This is a genomic window from Pseudomonas sp. PSB18, assembly GCF_014596565.1.
Lineage (GTDB): Bacteria > Pseudomonadota > Gammaproteobacteria > Pseudomonadales > Pseudomonadaceae > Aquipseudomonas.
Window position 1 is genome coordinate 514,426 of the sequence record NZ_NOIN01000004.1, and the last position, 17,734, is coordinate 532,159.

A 17,734-nucleotide genomic window follows, 5' to 3' on the forward strand; every position below is an offset into this window, starting at 1 on the left:
CGTTAAAAAATTCAGGCGCGACGCAGGGCGTGATGCTCCATGCGGTTTTGCAGACGATAGAGATAGGCGAAACCCTGCTCCCAGCGCTGATGGCCGGACTGCACGTTGATGTGCCCAGCCCCGCTCAGGATCCCGGCTTCGGCCCCCCAGTTACGCGCCAACTCCAGCGCACGCGGCGCACTCACCGCGGCGTCGTTGTCGGAACTGACCACTTGACTGGGAAAGGGCAACGGATCGGTGGGAATCGGTGCGAAATTGCGCAGCGCAGGCACACACGCTGGCCGCTCGACATCCGCCGGCGCAACCAGCAATGCCCCACGAACCTGCCGTAGCAGTTGCAGCGGCGCGGTGGCCGCCCAATGGGCAACCGTGATGCAGCCCAGGCTGTGGGCAATGAGGATCACCGGCGTGTTGTCGGCGGCAATGGCTTCGGCCAGCGCAGCCACCCAGTCTTCACGCCGGGGCGTCAGCCAGTCGTCCTGCTCGACCCGGGCGCTGTTGGGCAGACTGTTCTGCCAATAGGTTTGCCAATGATTTTCCGGCGATCCTTGCCAGCCCGGCACAATCAGGTAGCGAGTCGATTCGTTGCGCATGGGTGCTCTCCTGCGTGTCTGTTCAGGGACGAGTATAGGGAGGAGAGATATATTGTTTAAGGAATAAGAAGCTATTTGTTAATAACCAAATTAAAGATCCCGCGCGAGCAGGCTCGCTCCCACAGGTTCTGTCTCTGCATCAATTACTGCGCCCTTTCCTCAACAACACGTCCAACTGATCCACCAGCACCGCCCAATCGGCATCCTCGAGGATTTCGTCGCGCAGCAATTGCCGCTGACCTTCGCTCCAGAAAAACGCGTCAGCCAGATGCAGTTCGGGCTTGAGGGGTGAATGGCTGGCAATGAACTGATCGATGCTGACGGCATCGTCGGGTAACCCCAGTTGCTTGAACAGGGCGGAAAGGCTGTGGATTGGGGTTTCCATGGGGACTCCTGACATGGCTGAACGGGGTGCTCTCCCCGCAGTCTAGCCTCTGGAGGATCGTCAGACTGTTCAAAATTCGATCAACCCACGGTTCGACTAGACTGTAGATAACGACTGTGGATAAACGTCACGCATGGACGTTGCGGAGGGTCCGGTGAATGTTCGCTGCTTGATGCTTGCGCTGCTGGCGATGAGCGGGCCGGCCCTGGCAGCCGATGGCCCTGCGCTGATGGTCGCCAACTCCCTGGGTTTCTGGCTGATTGCCTTGGGCGTGGCCTTACTGATCGCCGAGGCGGCCTTGCCCAACTATGGCGTGGCCGGTCTGGGTGGCATCATTTTGTGTGTCATCGGCGCGATTATCCTGACCAATGCCGATGTGCCTGTTCCCTTGATGGTCGGCCTGGGCTTGATCAGTGCCTTGCTGCTGATCTTCCTGTTGATCCGCGCGTTGAAAACCCGGCCGCGCCAGCCCGTCAGCGGCGATGCCGCATTAATGGGAAGCGTCACCGTGATTACCACCCTGCAGGTCGGCAACCATCACCATGGCTGGGTGCAGTTGGAAGGCGAACGCTGGCAAGTGGCATGCGCGACGACCCTACGGCCTGGACAAGCAGTACGCGTCATCGCACGCAAAGGCCTGCTGCTGGAAGTGGCCCCCGCTGACTCACAAGGAGCATGAGATGGGTATGCAAATCGGTTTCGTGATGCTGCTGTTACTGTTGATCGCACTGGCGGCTTCGACCTTCCGGATCCTGCGCGAGTACGAACGTGCGGTGGTGTTCCAGCTCGGCCGGTTCTGGCAGGTCAAGGGGCCCGGGTTGATCCTGCTGATTCCGGTGGTGCAGCAAATGATCCGCGTCGACCTGCGCACCATCGTGCTCGATGTACCGCCACAGGACGTGATCACCCGGGACAACGTCTCGGTGAAGGTCAACGCGGTGCTGTATTTCCGCGTACTCGACCCGCAGAAGGCAATCATCCAGGTCGAGAATTTCCTCATGGCAACCAGCCAATTGGCCCAGACCACCTTGCGCGCCGTGCTCGGCAAACATGACTTGGACCAACTGTTGGCCGAGCGCGAGCAATTGAATGGCGATATCCAGCAGGTGCTGGACGCCCAGACCGACGCCTGGGGCATCAAGGTGGCGAACGTCGAGATCAAGCACGTGGACCTCAACGAATCGATGATTCGCGCCATCGCCCGGCAAGCCGAGGCCGAACGGGAACGGCGGGCCAAGGTGATCCACGCCGAAGGCGAGCTGCAGGCGTCGGAAAAACTCATGCAGGCCGCCGAGATGCTCGGGCGTCAGCCAGGCGCCATGCAACTGCGCTACATGCAGACGTTGGGATCGATTGCCGGGGACAAGACCTCCACCATCGTTTTTCCCCTGCCGATCGAGTTGCTCAAGGGGATGGCGGAGCTGTCTCCGAACAAGCCCTGATGGCGCCGCCGAGCCTAAACAGGCCATAGAACTGATTACCTTGGCAGGGACTTCAGGGCTTCATACGGCCCTTGCGCCCACGCCTGCACCCGCTCGCGCAACAAAGGCGACGCCTCCCGGCGCTTCTCCTCGCTGTCGCCGGTAAAACCCTGCGCCGGCTGCTTGGCGTGCCGCTTCACGCTGGCGAACGCCTGCCTGCGCTGCACCTCATCAAGCTGGAAAAAGACCGCCAGCCTGCCTGCCATGGCGTCGGGCAGCTCGCGATAGTCAACCGTCTGTGCGGCGGATGCCTGGCATTGCTCCAACCCGGCCTGCAGCAATCGCCCGACCCTACGCGCAATGAAATCTTCCGGACCGCCGAAAGGCAACCCATCGTCCAGGACACTCGCCCCGATCATCCCCGGCACCATGTGCATGCCGGGGCGGCGCAGATGAGACACGGCGATTTCCAGGGGATCGCGGTACACGAACAGCCAGGGCGTATCGGGAAAACATTCACGCAGCCGTGACAGCTCACCGATGTTCCAGGCGTCGAGCTTGATCACCAATCGCCGTTCCACGCCTCGACGAGGCTGCCCATAGGCCGACAGCAACCCCTTGAGCGCCGCGCAGCGTTCGGCGGTGGGCAGGTCACTGCGCAGTAGCCGGTCCAGCGGCGGCGGTTCGGAGACGACGATGTGGTCGTCCAGTTGCGCCAGCATCTGGCTGATCAGTGTCGAGCCACAGCGCGAGGCATGGAAGATGAACGCACTGGGCGCAAGCCCGGGGCTCTGGTGCTGCCACTGGGCGAGCGCGTCCAACGGAGTCTGGCGCCGGAACGCCTGGTTGAAGGGCAGGCGCAAGGCGTCTTCCACGGCATCGCCGAAGAAAGGTTGCGACAAGGGCTTCTCGCCGAACCAGCACCAATCGACCCGCCACTGCCCCGCCTCTTGCCACACGCGGATCGGCAGCCAGCCTTGCAGGTTCAGGCCTTCCATTGGTCGCTCCACTGCCGACGACCGTTGCGCATGGCCGCCCGCAATTCCTCCCGGCGCACCTGCAGCCCTTGCCGGGCAGCCAACGTCATGGCGCATTCGATGAAAGCGTCCGGGTCTGTCAGGCCCTGCAGGGTCCGGGTGAGTTGCGGATCGTTTGCCACCATCTGCTGAAAGCGCAGGAAGTCGCCGCCTTCGTCGCCGGCCGCTGGGGTGGTGGGCAGTCCATCGACAATCTGTTGCTCCAGCCATGGGCCAGGTCGACAGTCGAGCACCAGATGGACCCGTGGCGACCGGTCCCGATTGTCGACACGATGAGGCCGTGACAGGTCGAGGAACCAGCACTCACCGGCCTTCATCGGAATACGCTGCCCCTCCAGCCAGAAATCCACCTCGGGCGGGCTGAGCAACGGGACATGCAGGCGCAGATCGGTGTCCGGCCCGCCCAGGTCGTAGTCACGGTGTTCGTGGATCTGTCCACCGGGACCAAGCCGCAGCAGCCGGGCCGAAACGATTTCCAGGGACCAGTCGCGCAACCCCTGGTGCCAGCGATCATCGTTTGACCAGGGCGCCCGATGCAAAGGCTGACCCTGTCCGGGCGACAATTCGGTCAGCGCGTCGGCCGCCGAAATCAGCGCCACACCGCTCCAGTCGCCGTGGTAATAGGCACTGTTGAAATGCCCCTGCCAGCGATCCTCCTCAATGGCTGCCAGCGCTTGCAACAGTAGGGGCAGATTCACCGTTACCGGCAACCGGGAAAACGCCGGACGCGTCATGCTTGCGCCCGGTTATGGCTTCACCGCTGCCTTCGGTACCGTGATATCGCCCTGGGCCCAGGCCGCTTCGCGATTGGCCAATGCCGTGGCAATCGACTGCACCTGAGTCGATTGCACTTCGTCGGGCATCGGGTCGAGACCGGCGCTGGCGAAGATCTGGCCGTAGGCATTGCGCAGGTCGGCATAGGACAGATCTCGCCGCAGGTCGGCCTGCAAGGTATTGAGCTCACCCTGGATCAGGTCCAGCTCACCGATGCCGGCGGCCTGATGACGGCTACGCAACTGGCCGACGATTTGCCCGTCGATGTCCGATAGTTGCTGGTTGGTCTTGAACTGGCGCAGCGCATCACGGTAGTTGGCATTGGCGACGTACAGCTGGGCCAGTACGGCAATCGACATTGCCTGACGCCGCGCCGCCGCCACTTCTTCACCGGCCTTGGCCACGTCGATGGCCGCCGGGGCGGAGATCACGTTGAACAGGTTCCAGGTGACTTTCACGCCATAGTCCGCCCAGCCCTGCTCCACCAGGAACGAGTTGCTGTCGTAGTGCCCGCCGGCGGAGAACTCCAGGCCCGGCAACAGCCGCAGCATGGCCTTGCGGGTTTCGGCGGCCGTGATGCGTGTCTGGTAATCCTGCTCGCGCAGTTCGGGGCGGCTGGTCAGGGCTTCGTGCTCGAGACGGGCCATGTCGACCTTGAGTTCCGGGATCTCGTACTCATCCGGGGTCGCAAGGGTCAACTCCGTGCCCAGGGGCAGGTTGATCAAGGTGGCCAGTTCGGTCTTGGCCAGGGACAGCGCGCGCCGCTGCTCTTCGAGCTGGCGGGTGGCCTGGATCAACGAGCGCTGGTAACCCAGGGCCTGCACCGGGTCACCGATGCGCTGCTCGCTCATGCTCTGGCTGTTGTTGCGCGCCGCCTCGACCCGGGCCATCAGGCTATCGATCTGCTTGAGCAGGCGTTCGGCGGCCATGGCTCGCCAGTAGGCCGAACGCACATCCTGGACGATGGTGTTGATCACCTTGCGCCGGCGTTCCTGGACGATCAACCGCTGATCACCGGCCTGCTTGGCGCTGATGTAGCTCACGCCGAAGTCGAGCACGTTCCAGACCATGGTGAGGTCGGCCACTTCACGGTCACGGTCCTGAGAGGTAGACGGTTCCAGAGACTGGGTGCCGGTCTCCACGCTCTGGCTGCTGGAAGCGTTGACGTTGTTGCGGCCCACGTAACCGGCGTCCAGCGCCATCCGTGGCAGCATGTCGAAACTGGCCAGGTCCAGCTGCCGCTTGGCCAGGGCCTCTTCCATGATTTTCAGGCGCCCTTCCAGGTTGTACTTCACGGCCCGGGCCATGGCCTGGTGCAGGGTCAGTGGGCCGCTGAGGGGCTCCTGACCCTTGTACATGTTCTGCAGATCGGTTTGGGCGCGCTGTTCGCTGACGCTACGATCGATCGGTTCACTGGTGACTGCACACCCGCTGACCACCACTGCCAGCAGACTCATACCGAATAACTTCTGACTTCTATTCATTCCCTGGAATGCCCCTGGTTGCCGCAAATTTTCTTATTGAATGCTTCAGGCCTGTGCCTGGCTGACGCCCACCTGTTGTAGCGCCATCGCCAGGCTGTCGACTTGACGCTGCTCAGTGTCCTTGAGGTGTTGCAGTTGCTGGCCCAAGGTCGGCGCGCCAAACATCCCGCGTATCCCCTGGGAAACATCGCCCCCCTGCATCGACGAGTTGCCAAAGACATCCATCGACTCGCTTTCGGCGCCGGAATCATGGTTGAACAGGGTCGAAATGGTGCTACTGCCGAACACCCCGCCGTCGCCGCCCCCAAAGCCGAGGAACCCTTGACCCGAGCCATCGCCGGCGGCATCAGTGCTGAATACCTGGGCGATATAGCTGGGTGCCAGTTCGCCACGGTTGATGAAAATATCGCCTATTGGCCGCAGACCGCCGCCCACATCCCGTTGCTCGAACAGCGGTGGGAAGCCCAACGGCGAACCCAGGTCGCCCGTCGGCGGCGTGAAGACGATCGGCTGCAATGGCACATCGGACGGCGGAACGACCGTGACGGGGTCCGACGTCAAGAACTCCGGCGGTGGCTTCACATCGTTGGGCACCACCGTGTCGATTGCGTAATTGTTGGACACCGCCACGCTGGCCCCAGCGTTGCCGGCCCCATCGCTGACGTTACTGGTGTCCAGGGCGATGAAGTTGCTCGGGTCGGTGAGATTCGCCGTGGGGGTAAAGGTCGCTGTCCAGGTCTTGCCACCATCACTGCTGGTCAGATTGGTCAGTTCGCCGTTGGTGACGCTCAGGTCCGACAGGTCGAAACCGGCCACGGCTTCGCTGAAGGTGATGGTCACCTGGGTCGTCTCACCCACAGTCAGGTTTGAATCGGCGACCACGATCGTCGCGCTCGGCCGGGTGGCATCGAGTACGTAGTTGCTGGAAATCGCGATACCCGCGCCGGCGTTGCCGGCAATGTCCTGCACGGTACTGGCGTCGAGCAGGATCAGGTTGGTGGCGTCGTTGACACCCGCCGTAGGCGTCAGGGTCGCCGTCCAGGTCAGGCCGCCGTCACTGCTGGCGAGGTTGGACAGCACACCATTGGCGACACTGAGGTCCGACAGGTCGAAACCGGTGACTGCCTCGGTAAAGCTGATGGTCACGGTGGTCGTCTGGCCGATGCCCAGGCTGGTATCGCCCACCACGATGGTGGCGCCCGGGCGCACGGTATCGACCGCGTAGTTGTTGGAGTTCACTACGCCGGCACCACTGTTGCCGGAAACGTTGACCACGCCGCTGGTGTCCAGGCTGATCAGGTTGCTGGTGTCGGAAATGCCGGTGCTGGGGGTGAACGTCGCCGTCCAGGTCACGCCACCGTCCGAAGACGACACATTGCTCAACGTGCCGTTGCTCACGCTCAGGTCGGCATTGTCGAAGCCGCTGACCGCTTCCGAGAAGGTAATGGTCACCAGCGAGGTTTCCCCCACCGTGAGTGAATTGTCCGCCACCACGACGGTGGCGGTCGGCACCTGTGTCTCGACCGCGTAGTTGGCCGAGTTGGTGGTCCCTGTCCCGGCGTTGCCGGCCGCATCGCTTACGCCGGTGTTGTCCAGGACGATGAGGTTGGTGGCATCGCTCACGCCCACGGTCGGCGTGAACGTGGCGGTCCAGGTCAGGCCGCCGTCGCTGCTGCTGACCGCGCTCAGGCTGCCATTGGCAACGCTCAGGTCGGCGTTGGTGAAACCGGTCACGGCCTCGGAGAAGGTGATGGTCACCAGCGCGGTTTCCCCCGGCCGCAGCGTTGAATCGTTCAGCACAATGGTGGCGGTCGGACGCTGGGTGTCGATGGCATAGTTGTTGGAATCGGTGGTGCCGGTGCCGATGTTGCCCGCCAGGTCGGCGATACCGCCGTTGGTGAGGGTGATGACGTTGCTGGTGTCGTTGATGCCGGCACTCGGCGTGAACGTCGCGGTCCAGGTGATACCGCCGTCACTGCTGCTCAAGCCGGTGACCGTACCGTTGGCGACCGTCAGGTCGGCAGCGGTGAAAGCAGTCACCGCCTCGCTGAAGGTGATGGTCACCAGCGAAGTCTCGCCAGCACCAATGGCGGTGTCGGCCACGACGACCGTCGCGGTGGGGCGCACGGTATCGACGGCATAGTTGTTGGAGTCGGTGGTGCCGACCCCGGCGTTGCTCGCACCGTTGCGCACGCCGGTGTTGTCCAGCGTGATCAGGTTGCTGGTATCGGAAACGCCGACGCTCGGGGTAAAGGTGGCCGTCCAGGTCACGCCGCCATCGCTGCTGCTGACGTTGGTCAGGGTGCCGTTGCTGATCGTCAGGTCACTGTTGTCGAACCCGTTCACCGCTTCGTTGAAGGTGATGGTCACCAGCGAGGTTTCGCCGATACTCAACGACGAGTCGGCGACCACGATAGTGGCCGTCGGCACGTTGGTGTCGACCTGGTAGTTGTTCGAACTGGTCGTGCCGGTGCCGGTGTTGCCCGCCGCATCACTGAAGCCGGTATTGCTCAGCACGATGACGTTCGTGGTGTCGACGATCCCGAGGTTCGGCGTGAGGGTGGCGGTCCAGGTGATGCCACCATCGCTGCTGCTGACCGCGCTCAGCGTGCCGTTGGCTACGCTCAGGTCCGAGTTGTCGAAGCCGCTGACCGCCTCGCTGAAGGTGATGGTCACCAGCGAGGTTTCGCCGACGCTCAGCGCGTTATCGGCCACGACGATGGTGGCGGTCGGGCGCTGCGTATCGACAATGTAGTTGTTGGAATCGGTGGTGCCGGTGCCGGCATTGCCCACACCGTCCACCACGCCGGTGTTATCGAGGGTGATCAGGTTACTGGTGTCATTGACGCCGACGCTCGGGGTGAAGGTGGCGGTGTAGGTGATGTTGTCGCTGGTGCTCAGCCCGCTCAGGCTGCCGTTGGCAGCGGTCAGGTCGGCCAGGGTGAAACCGGTCACCGCCTCACTGAAGGTGATGGTCACCAGTGAGGTTTCGCCAGCGGCAAGTGCCGTATCGGCAATCACCACGGTGGCGGTAGGACGTACATTGTCGATGGCGTAGTTGTTGGAGTCGGTGGTGCCACTGCCGGCATTACCCGCCGCATCGCTTACCCCGGTGTTGTCCAGGGTAATGAGATTGGTCGCGTCGGTGGTACTGGCACTCGGAGTGAACGTTCCGGTCCAGGTAATGCCGCCGTCGCCGCTGCTCAGCCCGGTGACGGTACCGTTGGCGACCGTCAGGTCGGCGGTGGTGAAGCCCGTGACCGCTTCGCTGAAGGTGATGGTCACCAACGAGGTTTCACCGACACTCAACGTGGTATCGGCAACGACGATGCTGGCGGTCGGACGCTGTGTGTCGATGGCATAGTTGTTGGAGTTGGTGGTACCGGTACCGGCGTTGCCGGCCGCATCCTGTATGCCGGTGTTGGCCAAGACGATCAGGTTGCTGGCGTCGGTGACGCTGGCGCTTGGCGTCAGCGTCGCGGTCCAGGTGATGCCGCCGTCCGCACTGCTCAAGCCGCTCAAGGAGCCGTTGGCCACCGTCAGGTCGGCCAGGGTGAACCCGCTTACGGCCTCGCTGAACGTGATGGTCACCAGCGAAGTTTCACCCACACTCAGCGCGGTGTCGGCCACCACGATCGTCGCGGTGGGGCGCAGCGTGTCGATGGCATAGTTGTTCGAGTCGGTAGTGCCCGTGCCGGCGTTGCCGGACAGATCGGCAACGCCGCTGTTGGCCAGTGTGATCAGGTTCGAGGTGTCACTGATGCTCGCGGTCGGGGTGAGTGTCCCGGTCCAGGTGATGCCGCCATCGCTGCTGCTCAGCCCGGTGACGGTACCGTTGGCCACCGTCAGGTCGGCGGTGGTGAAGCCGGTCACCGCCTCGTTGAAGGTGATGGTCACCAGGGAAGTTTCGCCAACGCTCAGTGCGGTGTCGGCCACCACGATGGTAGCGGTCGGGCGCAGGGTATCGATGGCGTAGTTGTTCGAGTTGGTGGTGCCCACGCCGGCGTTGCCGGACAGGTCCGCGACGCCAGTCTTGTCCAGGACCACCAGGTTGGTGGTGTCGGTCACATCGGCATCCGGGGTCAGGGTCGCGGTCCAGGTGATGCCGCCGTCGCTGCTGCTCAGCCCGGTGACGATACCGTTGGCCACCGTCAGGTCAGCGGTGGTGAAGCCCGTCACCGCCTCGGAGAAGGTGATGGTGACGGCCGAGGTTTCACCGCTTTTGAGCGCGGTATCGGCCACCACAATGGTCGCCGTCGGCGCCACGGTGTCGTTGACCACGTAGTTGTTCGAGTTGGTGGTGCCCACGCCAGCGTTACCCGCCAGGTCGACAACACCGGTGTTGTCCAGGGTGATGACGTTGGTGGTGTCGGCGATGTTGCTGGCCGCTGTCAGCGTGCCGGTCCAGGTGATACCGCCATCAGCGCTGCTGAAGGCGCCCACGGTGCCGTTCTGCACCGTCAGGTCGGCTGAGGTAAACCCCGTCACGGCTTCGGAGAAGGTGACGGTCACCAGGGACGTACCGCCGGAGTTCAGACTGGTATTGGCCACCACGACAGTCGCGGTAGGCGGGGTCAAGTCCGGCACATAGTTGGTGTTGATGGTCCCGCCGTCACCGTAGACGTTGGCGACAGAGGCCGGCGACGTGCCCGAGGTGCCCGCACTGCCGCCCCCGGTACCGCTGCCGCCGACGTTACCTGACAGGGCCGCGAAGTTGGCGGCGGTGATCAGGATCGTACCCTTGTTCCAGATGGCACCAACGCCGACGCCGCCCGCACCGCCGGTATGGGTGTAGCCACCGCCAGCGCCACCGCCGCCACCACCGCCACCGGCGCCGATGTTGTTGGAAATCACCGAATTGCCGATGATGCGCAGGGTCGCGCCGGTGTCATTGTAGATACCGCCGACCGCGCCACCACCGGCGCCGCCGACCGCGTTGTAGCCGTCACCGCCACCACCACCGCCGATGGACAAGCCAGCGCTGGCCGCCGTGCCGCCGGCCGAGCCGGTGCTATAGCCCGGGTAAGCGGCGCCGCCTGCGCCACCGGTGGAGTTGCCACCCCGCCCGCCCATGTTGAAGAAACCACCGCCGGCACCGCCTTGTCCGGTCGAGCCGACGGAGCCCGTGGCATTGATCGTGTCGCCGCCCCGGCCGCCCGTCCCGCTGCCGACCGCGCCGCCACCACCACCGCCGCCACCGGCATATTGCGGCGTCACGCCGCCACCGCCACCACCACCCGATGCGGCGTTCGCGGTGATCGTGACGTTCTTCAGGGTCAAGGTCCCGGCATTGTAGATACCGCCGGCCTTGGCGACAGCAGCGTCAACGCCACCATTGCCACCGTCACCCGCCACCATGCCACGGGTAATCACCAGGCCATCGAGGGTCGCCGTCGTACCGGACGTCACGTTGAGGACCTGGGTGCGGAATTGCCCATCGAGGGTGACATCGGCGACGTTGTCGTTATTGAGGTCACCATCGATCGTGACGTTCTTGTTGACCACCAGCACCTGGGTCAGCGCAACGGTCATGCCGCTGCTGAAGGTCACGATGTCGCCGTTCTGCGCAGAGGCCAGGGCCGCACGCAATGAGCCAATGCCGGTGTTGGCGTTATTGGTGGCGGTCCAGGTGGCGAGTCCCCATTGGTAGTCGCTCATTGCATGGGCAGACAACACGTTGGCGCTTTCGATGTTGCCGGTGGCGATTTCCAGGTCCCAGTCGCCCCCCAGGCCGGTACGGTCGTTGGACGCGGCCACATCGCGGCCGGTCAGTTGCGCCAGCGAATCGACCAACTCCAGGCCACGCTCGCCTTGGGCGGTGTAACAGCCGTAGATCAGGATGTCGCCGCCGGCGTTCATGTCCTGGCCGATCTGCGCCAGCACTTCGCTGCGGGCCTGGACGTTTTCCGCCGACAGATAGGCGTTGCCCAGCCACAGATCACCAGCGTTGCCGTGGGCGATGATCTGCACCGAGCTGACACCCTGGTGGGTGTCCAGGTAATCGGCGATCTGCTGCAAGCCGTCCTTGGTGGCATCCAGTTGCACGACCTGGGTACCGGGCGCCACACCCTCGAGCAGGCTGGCGGCGTCCTTGACCCGGGAATCGACGAATACCACCGACTTGCCCGGAACGGCGGCCTCGGTGGCGTCGGTCTGGCCCTGGGCCGCGTGGGTATCGGTGGCCTGATCGGCGGTGGGCGTCTTGGCCGCGTCGGCGGTGGGATGGGCGTCCGGCTGCGCGGCATCGGCCACGGTCGCGGCAACGGCGCCGTCGAACAGCATCCGCGGTTCCAGGGACATGATCATTGGCGATGCCAGGGCCTGTGCGCCCTCGGTTACCCGCGATTTACCTTTGCTCCACCACATGACGTTCACCCGGACTCGAACTGCTTGAACACGTAAATGAAATAAACCGCGATCAGCTGAGCGCGGCGTCGGTTTTCATACGAATGACATTGGCGGCGCTGGCAGACCCATCGCGCCAGAACGACAACTCGGCATACTTTTCGAACAGATCCGGCGGCAGCAGGGTCCGTCGCGCTTGCGGCGCGACCCTTGGCTTGACCTTGTGCAGGCCGGCAACGCCCAGGGCCAGGTCGAAGGCCGGTGCGTCGTAGGTCAAGTGATTGAAATCGTGTTCGAACCAGGGCTCGTCGATGAACTCGTAGACCAGCCGCATCACCCGCTCGGGCGCCTGGCTCAACAGGTCGTAGTCGACGATCAGCAATGACTCGGCGTTTTCGCCGTAATAGGCTTCCTTGAGCGCCGTCCAGGCATACCCCACCAGGCGGTTGCGCTGGGCCAGGGTTTCGCAACGGCTGTAGACGGTGTTGCGCTCGTCATCGTCGTTGAACAACTTGGTGTTCTCGAACGGATTGGCGCGGTAGAGCCGCTCCAGACTGTCGAGCACCCAGGCGACGTTGCGCACACAGGCGATGGTCTTGGCTTGGGGAAACAGATCCTGCAGCGCCGGTAAACGAGCGCACCACTGGCGGTTGGTATCGAAAATGACGGGCTTGTCGGCCTTGTCGGCATAGTACGAGTCGAACAACCCGCGCAGCAGGCGACGGCGCAGGTCGGTGTCGATCACCGAACCGAATTCGCTGCCAGCACTGCATTGCTGCAACACGCTGCTGAACAGCGTACCGACGGGACTGGTCATGCCGGCGTGAAAGCGCGGGTTCTGCAAAAGAATCGCAGAAAGCAGGGTCGAACCTGAGCGCGGCAGACCGGAAATAAAGTGAAACTTTGACAATCCCTATCACCGTTTGTAGTCCCTTGGTGTCCGAAGCGTAGACGAGGAAATAAACCTCGACTAGTACTAATTTGATATCAAACGCATCTGAACCTGTAAAAAAGATGGACGGTACAGGGCCCTCCTCGACCTGAATCGATTAAGCAAGGCGGCCGTCATTTTCAGCCCATGGGCAGAATGAAATAACCCCGTCTACGCTCAGCCATGCGTGACCAGGCCAGGTGATCCCATCTTTGCCCGTTGTATCCGCCAGGTACCGCAGACCAACAACCTGAAGGATGAGGATTCTATGGAAGTATTTATCGGGACTATCCAGCCGTTCGCGTTCAACTTTGCACCCAGGGACTGGGCCTTGTGCAACGGGCAGACCCTGAGTCTTGCCCAATACCAGACGTTGTTTGCCCTGATCGGCGTGACTTACGGGGGCGACGGCCAGACCACCTTTCTGCTCCCCAATCTGCAAGGCCGGCTGCCCATGGGCCAGGGCAATGGCCTGGGACTGACCCCTCGGGTGATCGGCACCGTCTCCGGCACCGAAAACGTCACGCCGACACTGAACAACCTGCCCAACCACACTCACGCCCTTACCGGTATAACCGCTGCGACCACCCTGCAACTGGCGAACCCGGCCAGCAACCCGGTGAATACGCCAACGGCCACCAACTCCTTCATCGGCACCTCGGGCACCGGGCCGGGTGCGGCGAATATCTATTCCGACCAGCTCGGTGCTTCGCCGGTACCGCTGCAGGGTGTAACCACGACGGTCAGCGGCACGGTGGCCCCTACGGGTAACGGACTGCCGATGGCCATCATGAACCCATTCCTGGCGATCAACTTCAGCATTGCCCTGCAAGGCTACTTCCCGTCCCGTAACTGATGATCCACCGGAGGACCACGGCCCTCCGGCCTGTTGGAGTATCGACATGTTGCAAGCGGTTCATAGTCACCACTTCCAACCACTGCTGGGCCAGACCAGCAACCTGACCTTGCCCGACGGCAGTTGCTTGCCCGTGCGGATCGAAACCCTCGAACAAGCGCCTCGGGCGAAAATGCCCAATGCGGAGCGCATGCCCTTCAGCGTCGAATTCAATAGTTTGCAGGCCACTGATTTCGTGGACGGCTTGTGCACATTGGAAGTGCCCGAACTGGGCAAGCTTGAAGGGGTGTTCGTGTCGCGGATACCGCCCATGGGACGGGATCCGACGGTGGGGTATTTCTATATCGCGTTCAACTAGTGAGGGCCATCCGAGTGACCCTGTGGGAGCGAGCCCGCTCGCGATGATGGCGGCACATTCGACAAGCATGGGACTGACCCACCGCTTTCGCGAGCAGGCTCGCTCCCACAAGGGATTTGTGATGCACACAGACCTGGTGGTCGATCCGCGAATCCCACCCGGCAAAACGCGACAACCGCGTCTACGCTCAGCCGTGCGTGACCAGGCCAGGGACGGAGTCGGGCTGAACGCAATTTTCGCCCTGGCGATACCAGAACGATAACCTGAAGGACGAGGAATCTATGGAAGTATTCATGGGCACTATCCAGTCATTTGCCTTTAATTTCGCACCCAGCGGCTGGGCGCTGTGTAGCGGGCAGACGCTTGGCGTTTCGCAATATCAGGCACTGTTTTCACTGATCGGCACCTACTACGGAGGCAATGGCCAGACCAACTTCATGCTCCCCAACCTGCAAGGCCGACAGCCCTTGGGCCAGGGCAACGGCCTGGGCCTGACCCCACGCGTCATCGGCGAGACTTCCGGTACAGAAAACGTCACGGCGACACTGAACAACCTGCCCAATCACACCCACACCCTTACGGGCATCACTGCCGCAACCACCCTGCAGTTGGCGAACCCGGCCAGCAACCCACTGAACACGCCAACGGCCACCAACTCCTTCATCGGCACCTCGGGCACCGGCCCGGGAGCGGCGAATATCTATTCAGACCAGATCGGCGCCTCTCCGGTGCCGCTGAAAGGCGTGACCACGACGGTCAGTGGCACGGTGGCCCCCACGGGCAACGGGCTGCCGATGGCAATCATGAACCCGTTCCTGGTCATCAACTTCAGCATTGCCCTGAACGGTCTGTTTCCATCCCGTAACTGATTTTCCAATCGCCGGGCAGCGGCCCTGTGGCAGCAAGCTTTGCTCCCACAGAAACCTCCCCCACGCCAAGGATATTGAGCGGTCAGCTTCCTTTCGGATACCAGACCAACCGCTCCGCCGCCGGGTTGCGCTCCTGGACTTCGAAACCCAGCGCCAGGTAATGCCGACGTGCGTGAGGGTTGCTGGTCCAGACCACGGTCGCCACCGGGCAGCGGATCTGTTGCGCGGCTTTCTGCACGCCTTGCAACACCGTCCGGCCATAACCCTGTCCACGCGCCTGGGGAATGAAGGCCAGGTACAACACGCGAATTTCATTGGGACCGAAATCGGTGCTCAAGGCGCCGATGGCGGTGCCGAGTTTTTCCACGACGTAATGCATGGCATTGGGGAAGTTGTCCCCCAGCCCCTGCTCTTGCACCTGGAACTGCTGGGCGATCACCTGCTGCACTTGCTCGTGCTCGCCATCGATCCATTGCAGATCCGGTCGCGCCGCCTGATAAAGACTCTGCAAGAACGGACCGTCGCTGACCCGCGACGGCCGTACCACCAGCCCCTCTGCCGCTACTGACTCCATGTGCGCTCCTTAGAATCCGCTTTCCCTCACACCCAACGCCGCCAACCGACGCCAGGCCGCTCCCAGTATCGATTCGCCCTGCCCCTGCAGCACCACGACCCCACGTAGCGGTTGCAGCGGTGCAGCTTCGTCATCGATGGCGCTCAGGCGCACACCATATTGCGCCTGCACGGGCTCGGCCCGCTGTTGCGAATCGCGGCGCACGGCAATCGGCCCATGATGATCGGACGTCAACGCCTGTTGTTCGACCCAGACGGCGCCATTGGTGTCGACTTCATTCAGTTGCACGGCAATCGAAGGGTGCATCGGATCATCGGCGATGAATCGCCCCGTGGCACCGGGTCCGACCCGCCAAAGCTCGGCCTCGGTGAGATAGCCGCGCAAGCGGGAATCGCCCTGCACCACCCGCACCAACGGTTGGGTGGGGGACAACCAACGGCCCACCGCCAATTGCGGCAGCAGGTCACGTACCTGGCCGGCATGGGGGGCACGCAGCAGCAGGCGCTCACGTTGGGCGACCAGGCCGCGGTACTCCGCGACGGCTTCGGCCAGTTGCTGCTCGACAATGCCCGCGTCGGCGGCGGTTTCGCTACGGCCGGCCCGGCGGCGCATCTGCAATTGCTGGATCTCGATTTCCCGGCGCACGATGCTCAGGCGAGACGCCATGTCCGGCGACTCCAATTCGATCAACACATCGCCCTGGGCCACCACCTGCCCATCGTGCACATTCACTTGTTTGACCCGCGCCGCCACCGGCGCGTACAAGGCACTGGCGCGTCCGGCCTCCAGCATCGCCGGCACCTCCACGGCGCTGCGCCAGGGCAAGAGCAAGGCCAGGACCAGCGCCAGCAAGACCAGTCCGGTCAGCAACGCCCGCGGCCCATGAGCTTGCTCGCGACGCTGCCACCATTGTCGCCACTCATTCACGATAGGCATGAAAATGAACCAGACCAATTCCACCATCATCAGGAAAATGCCCAGCACCTTGAAGAACAGGTGATAGACCGCCAGGGCGATGCCGAAAAACAACGCCGCCCGCCACAACCACGAACCATATCCCCATACGAGCAAGCGGCGGCGCATTTTCGGCGACCAGGGTTCCGGCGCTGCCACGCCATAACCGAACAAGGCTTCGCGCAAACGCCAGCGACACAGGGCAAACGCCCGACCTTGAAGGTTATCCACCGCCCAGAAATCGCTGAGCAGGAAGTACCCGTCGAAGCGCATGAAGGGATTCAGGTTGATAATCAGCGTGGTGATCCACGTGGCGCTGGCCAGCATGAACGCGGCAGTGCGGGCCGGCCCGTCGGGCAGCAGCGACCAGGCCAGCAGGGCGATGCATGCCAGTAGCAGTTCCGCCAGCACGCCGCCGGCGCCAATCAGCAACCGGGCCCGTCGATCATTGATCCGCCAGGCGTCGCTGACATCGGTATAAAACATCGGCAACAGCACCATGAACGCCACACCCATGCTTTGCACCCGGCACCCGGCGCGCTTGGCCATGAAGGCATGGCCAAACTCATGACACAGCTTGGCGAAAAACAACGCCACCCCGAACGCAAGCGCACCGCCCAGGCTGAACAGGTGTGGAAAAGTCGCCAGGAACCGCTGCCAATCCCGTGACACCAGGAAAATCCCGACACCCAGGGTCAGCGGCAATCCATAGCGCAGGATCTTGGGCCCGAACCGTGCCAGCCAGGGCCAGGCGCGGTTGAGAAAGGCGTCCGGACGCCACAGCGGAATCCGGAAAAACAGGTATTGATGCAACAGGATCTGCCACAGGCTCTGGCGCCGGGCGGCCGTCTTGAATTGATAGCTGTCACGCTGTTGCGGGTCCATTGCGCTGATCAGATCGTGGCCGCGCAGAAAGTCCAGCAACTGTTCCAGGGACTCGCCATTGAGGGGCAGGCCCGGTTCACGGTTCGCGGCTTGCAGGACCCGTTCCGGGTCGCCCAGGGACCAATGTCGCAGCATGCGCATCGCCGCCGCGCCAAGCTTGAAATAACGCCCCCGCACCGGATCGGCCAGGGTCCACTGAGGCGAACCATCAGGGTCCGGTGCCGCTGGGGACAGCTGCAGGTCCGGCCGCAGGCTCGGCAGCGCCATG

The 17,734-nt window shown here is 63.1% G+C and carries 14 protein-coding genes; 5 read left to right on the forward strand and 9 right to left on the reverse strand.

Annotation, left to right across the window (positions count from 1 at the left end):
* Nucleotides 1-11: 11 nt before the first annotated feature.
* Together CGA22_RS13265 and CGA22_RS13270 are read right to left on the reverse strand one after the other, a co-directional pair.
* Entirely contained in the window at nt 12-593 is a 582-nt protein-coding gene (locus CGA22_RS13265; protein WP_041021501.1) for an alpha/beta hydrolase, read from the reverse strand.
* A 139-nt stretch (nt 594-732) separates the two neighbouring features.
* Nucleotides 733-978, reverse strand: a complete 246-nt coding sequence (locus CGA22_RS13270) for a DUF2789 domain-containing protein (RefSeq protein WP_041021500.1) — start codon at nt 976-978, stop codon at nt 733-735.
* Nucleotides 979-1,111: 133 nt separating this feature from the next.
* Between CGA22_RS13270 and CGA22_RS13275 the strand changes: the two genes are divergently transcribed.
* Complete coding sequence (locus CGA22_RS13275) at nt 1,112-1,657, forward strand: NfeD family protein (RefSeq protein ID WP_223194760.1); 546 nt, start codon at nt 1,112-1,114, stop codon at nt 1,655-1,657.
* Nucleotide 1,658: 1 nt separating this feature from the next.
* Nucleotides 1,659-2,420: a slipin family protein gene (locus CGA22_RS13280; protein WP_041021499.1), complete on the forward strand. Its 762-nt coding sequence runs from the start codon at nt 1,659-1,661 to the stop codon at nt 2,418-2,420.
* Nucleotides 2,421-2,455: 35 nt separating this feature from the next.
* Here the strand turns inward: CGA22_RS13280 and CGA22_RS13285 are convergent, their stop codons facing one another.
* From CGA22_RS13285 to CGA22_RS13305, 5 genes are read right to left on the reverse strand one after another with little or no spacing between them, the layout of a single operon-like run.
* On the reverse strand, nt 2,456-3,397 hold the full coding sequence (locus CGA22_RS13285; RefSeq protein WP_041021498.1) for an aspartyl beta-hydroxylase: 942 nt from the start codon (nt 3,395-3,397) through the stop codon (nt 2,456-2,458).
* Nucleotides 3,385-4,170 (reverse strand): aspartyl/asparaginyl beta-hydroxylase domain-containing protein, encoded by a 786-nt coding sequence (locus CGA22_RS13290; RefSeq protein WP_041021497.1) that lies wholly within the window; start codon nt 4,168-4,170, stop codon nt 3,385-3,387. The genes CGA22_RS13285 and CGA22_RS13290 overlap by 13 nt, the downstream gene beginning before the upstream one ends.
* A 12-nt stretch (nt 4,171-4,182) precedes the next feature.
* Nucleotides 4,183-5,694, reverse strand: a complete 1,512-nt coding sequence (locus CGA22_RS13295) for a TolC family protein (protein ID WP_041021496.1) — start codon at nt 5,692-5,694, stop codon at nt 4,183-4,185.
* 45 nt (nt 5,695-5,739) lie between these two features.
* The gene (locus CGA22_RS13300; RefSeq protein WP_188258610.1) at nt 5,740-12,060 is read right to left on the reverse strand and encodes an Ig-like domain-containing protein; all 6,321 of its coding nucleotides are present in this window, start codon (nt 12,058-12,060) and stop codon (nt 5,740-5,742) included.
* Nucleotides 12,061-12,112: 52 nt separating this feature from the next.
* Nucleotides 12,113-12,949, reverse strand: a complete 837-nt coding sequence (locus tag CGA22_RS13305; RefSeq protein WP_041020327.1) for a sulfotransferase — start codon at nt 12,947-12,949, stop codon at nt 12,113-12,115.
* Between the two features lie 289 nt (nt 12,950-13,238).
* Here CGA22_RS13305 and CGA22_RS13310 point away from each other — a divergent pair, with 289 nt between their 5' ends.
* The 3 genes from CGA22_RS13310 (at nt 13,239) to CGA22_RS13320 (ending at nt 15,053) form a co-directional block, all read left to right on the forward strand.
* Nucleotides 13,239-13,826, forward strand: a complete 588-nt coding sequence (locus CGA22_RS13310; protein ID WP_041020326.1) for a phage tail protein — start codon at nt 13,239-13,241, stop codon at nt 13,824-13,826.
* A 46-nt stretch (nt 13,827-13,872) separates the two neighbouring features.
* Nucleotides 13,873-14,184, forward strand: a complete 312-nt coding sequence (locus CGA22_RS13315; protein WP_041020325.1) for a DUF6916 family protein — start codon at nt 13,873-13,875, stop codon at nt 14,182-14,184.
* Between the two features lie 281 nt (nt 14,185-14,465).
* On the forward strand, nt 14,466-15,053 hold the full coding sequence (locus CGA22_RS13320; RefSeq protein WP_041020324.1) for a phage tail protein: 588 nt from the start codon (nt 14,466-14,468) through the stop codon (nt 15,051-15,053).
* Nucleotides 15,054-15,135: 82 nt separating this feature from the next.
* Here CGA22_RS13320 and CGA22_RS13325 read toward each other — a convergent pair whose 3' ends face one another.
* Together CGA22_RS13325 and CGA22_RS13330 are read right to left on the reverse strand one after the other, a co-directional pair.
* Nucleotides 15,136-15,627 carry a GNAT family N-acetyltransferase gene (locus CGA22_RS13325; RefSeq protein ID WP_041020323.1) on the reverse strand — a complete coding sequence of 164 codons (492 nt, stop codon included), beginning with the start codon at nt 15,625-15,627 and terminating at the stop codon, nt 15,136-15,138.
* Nucleotides 15,628-15,636: 9 nt separating this feature from the next.
* The gene (locus CGA22_RS13330; protein WP_041020322.1) at nt 15,637-17,733 is read right to left on the reverse strand and encodes an efflux RND transporter periplasmic adaptor subunit; all 2,097 of its coding nucleotides are present in this window, start codon (nt 17,731-17,733) and stop codon (nt 15,637-15,639) included.
* Nucleotide 17,734 lies beyond the last annotated feature (1 nt).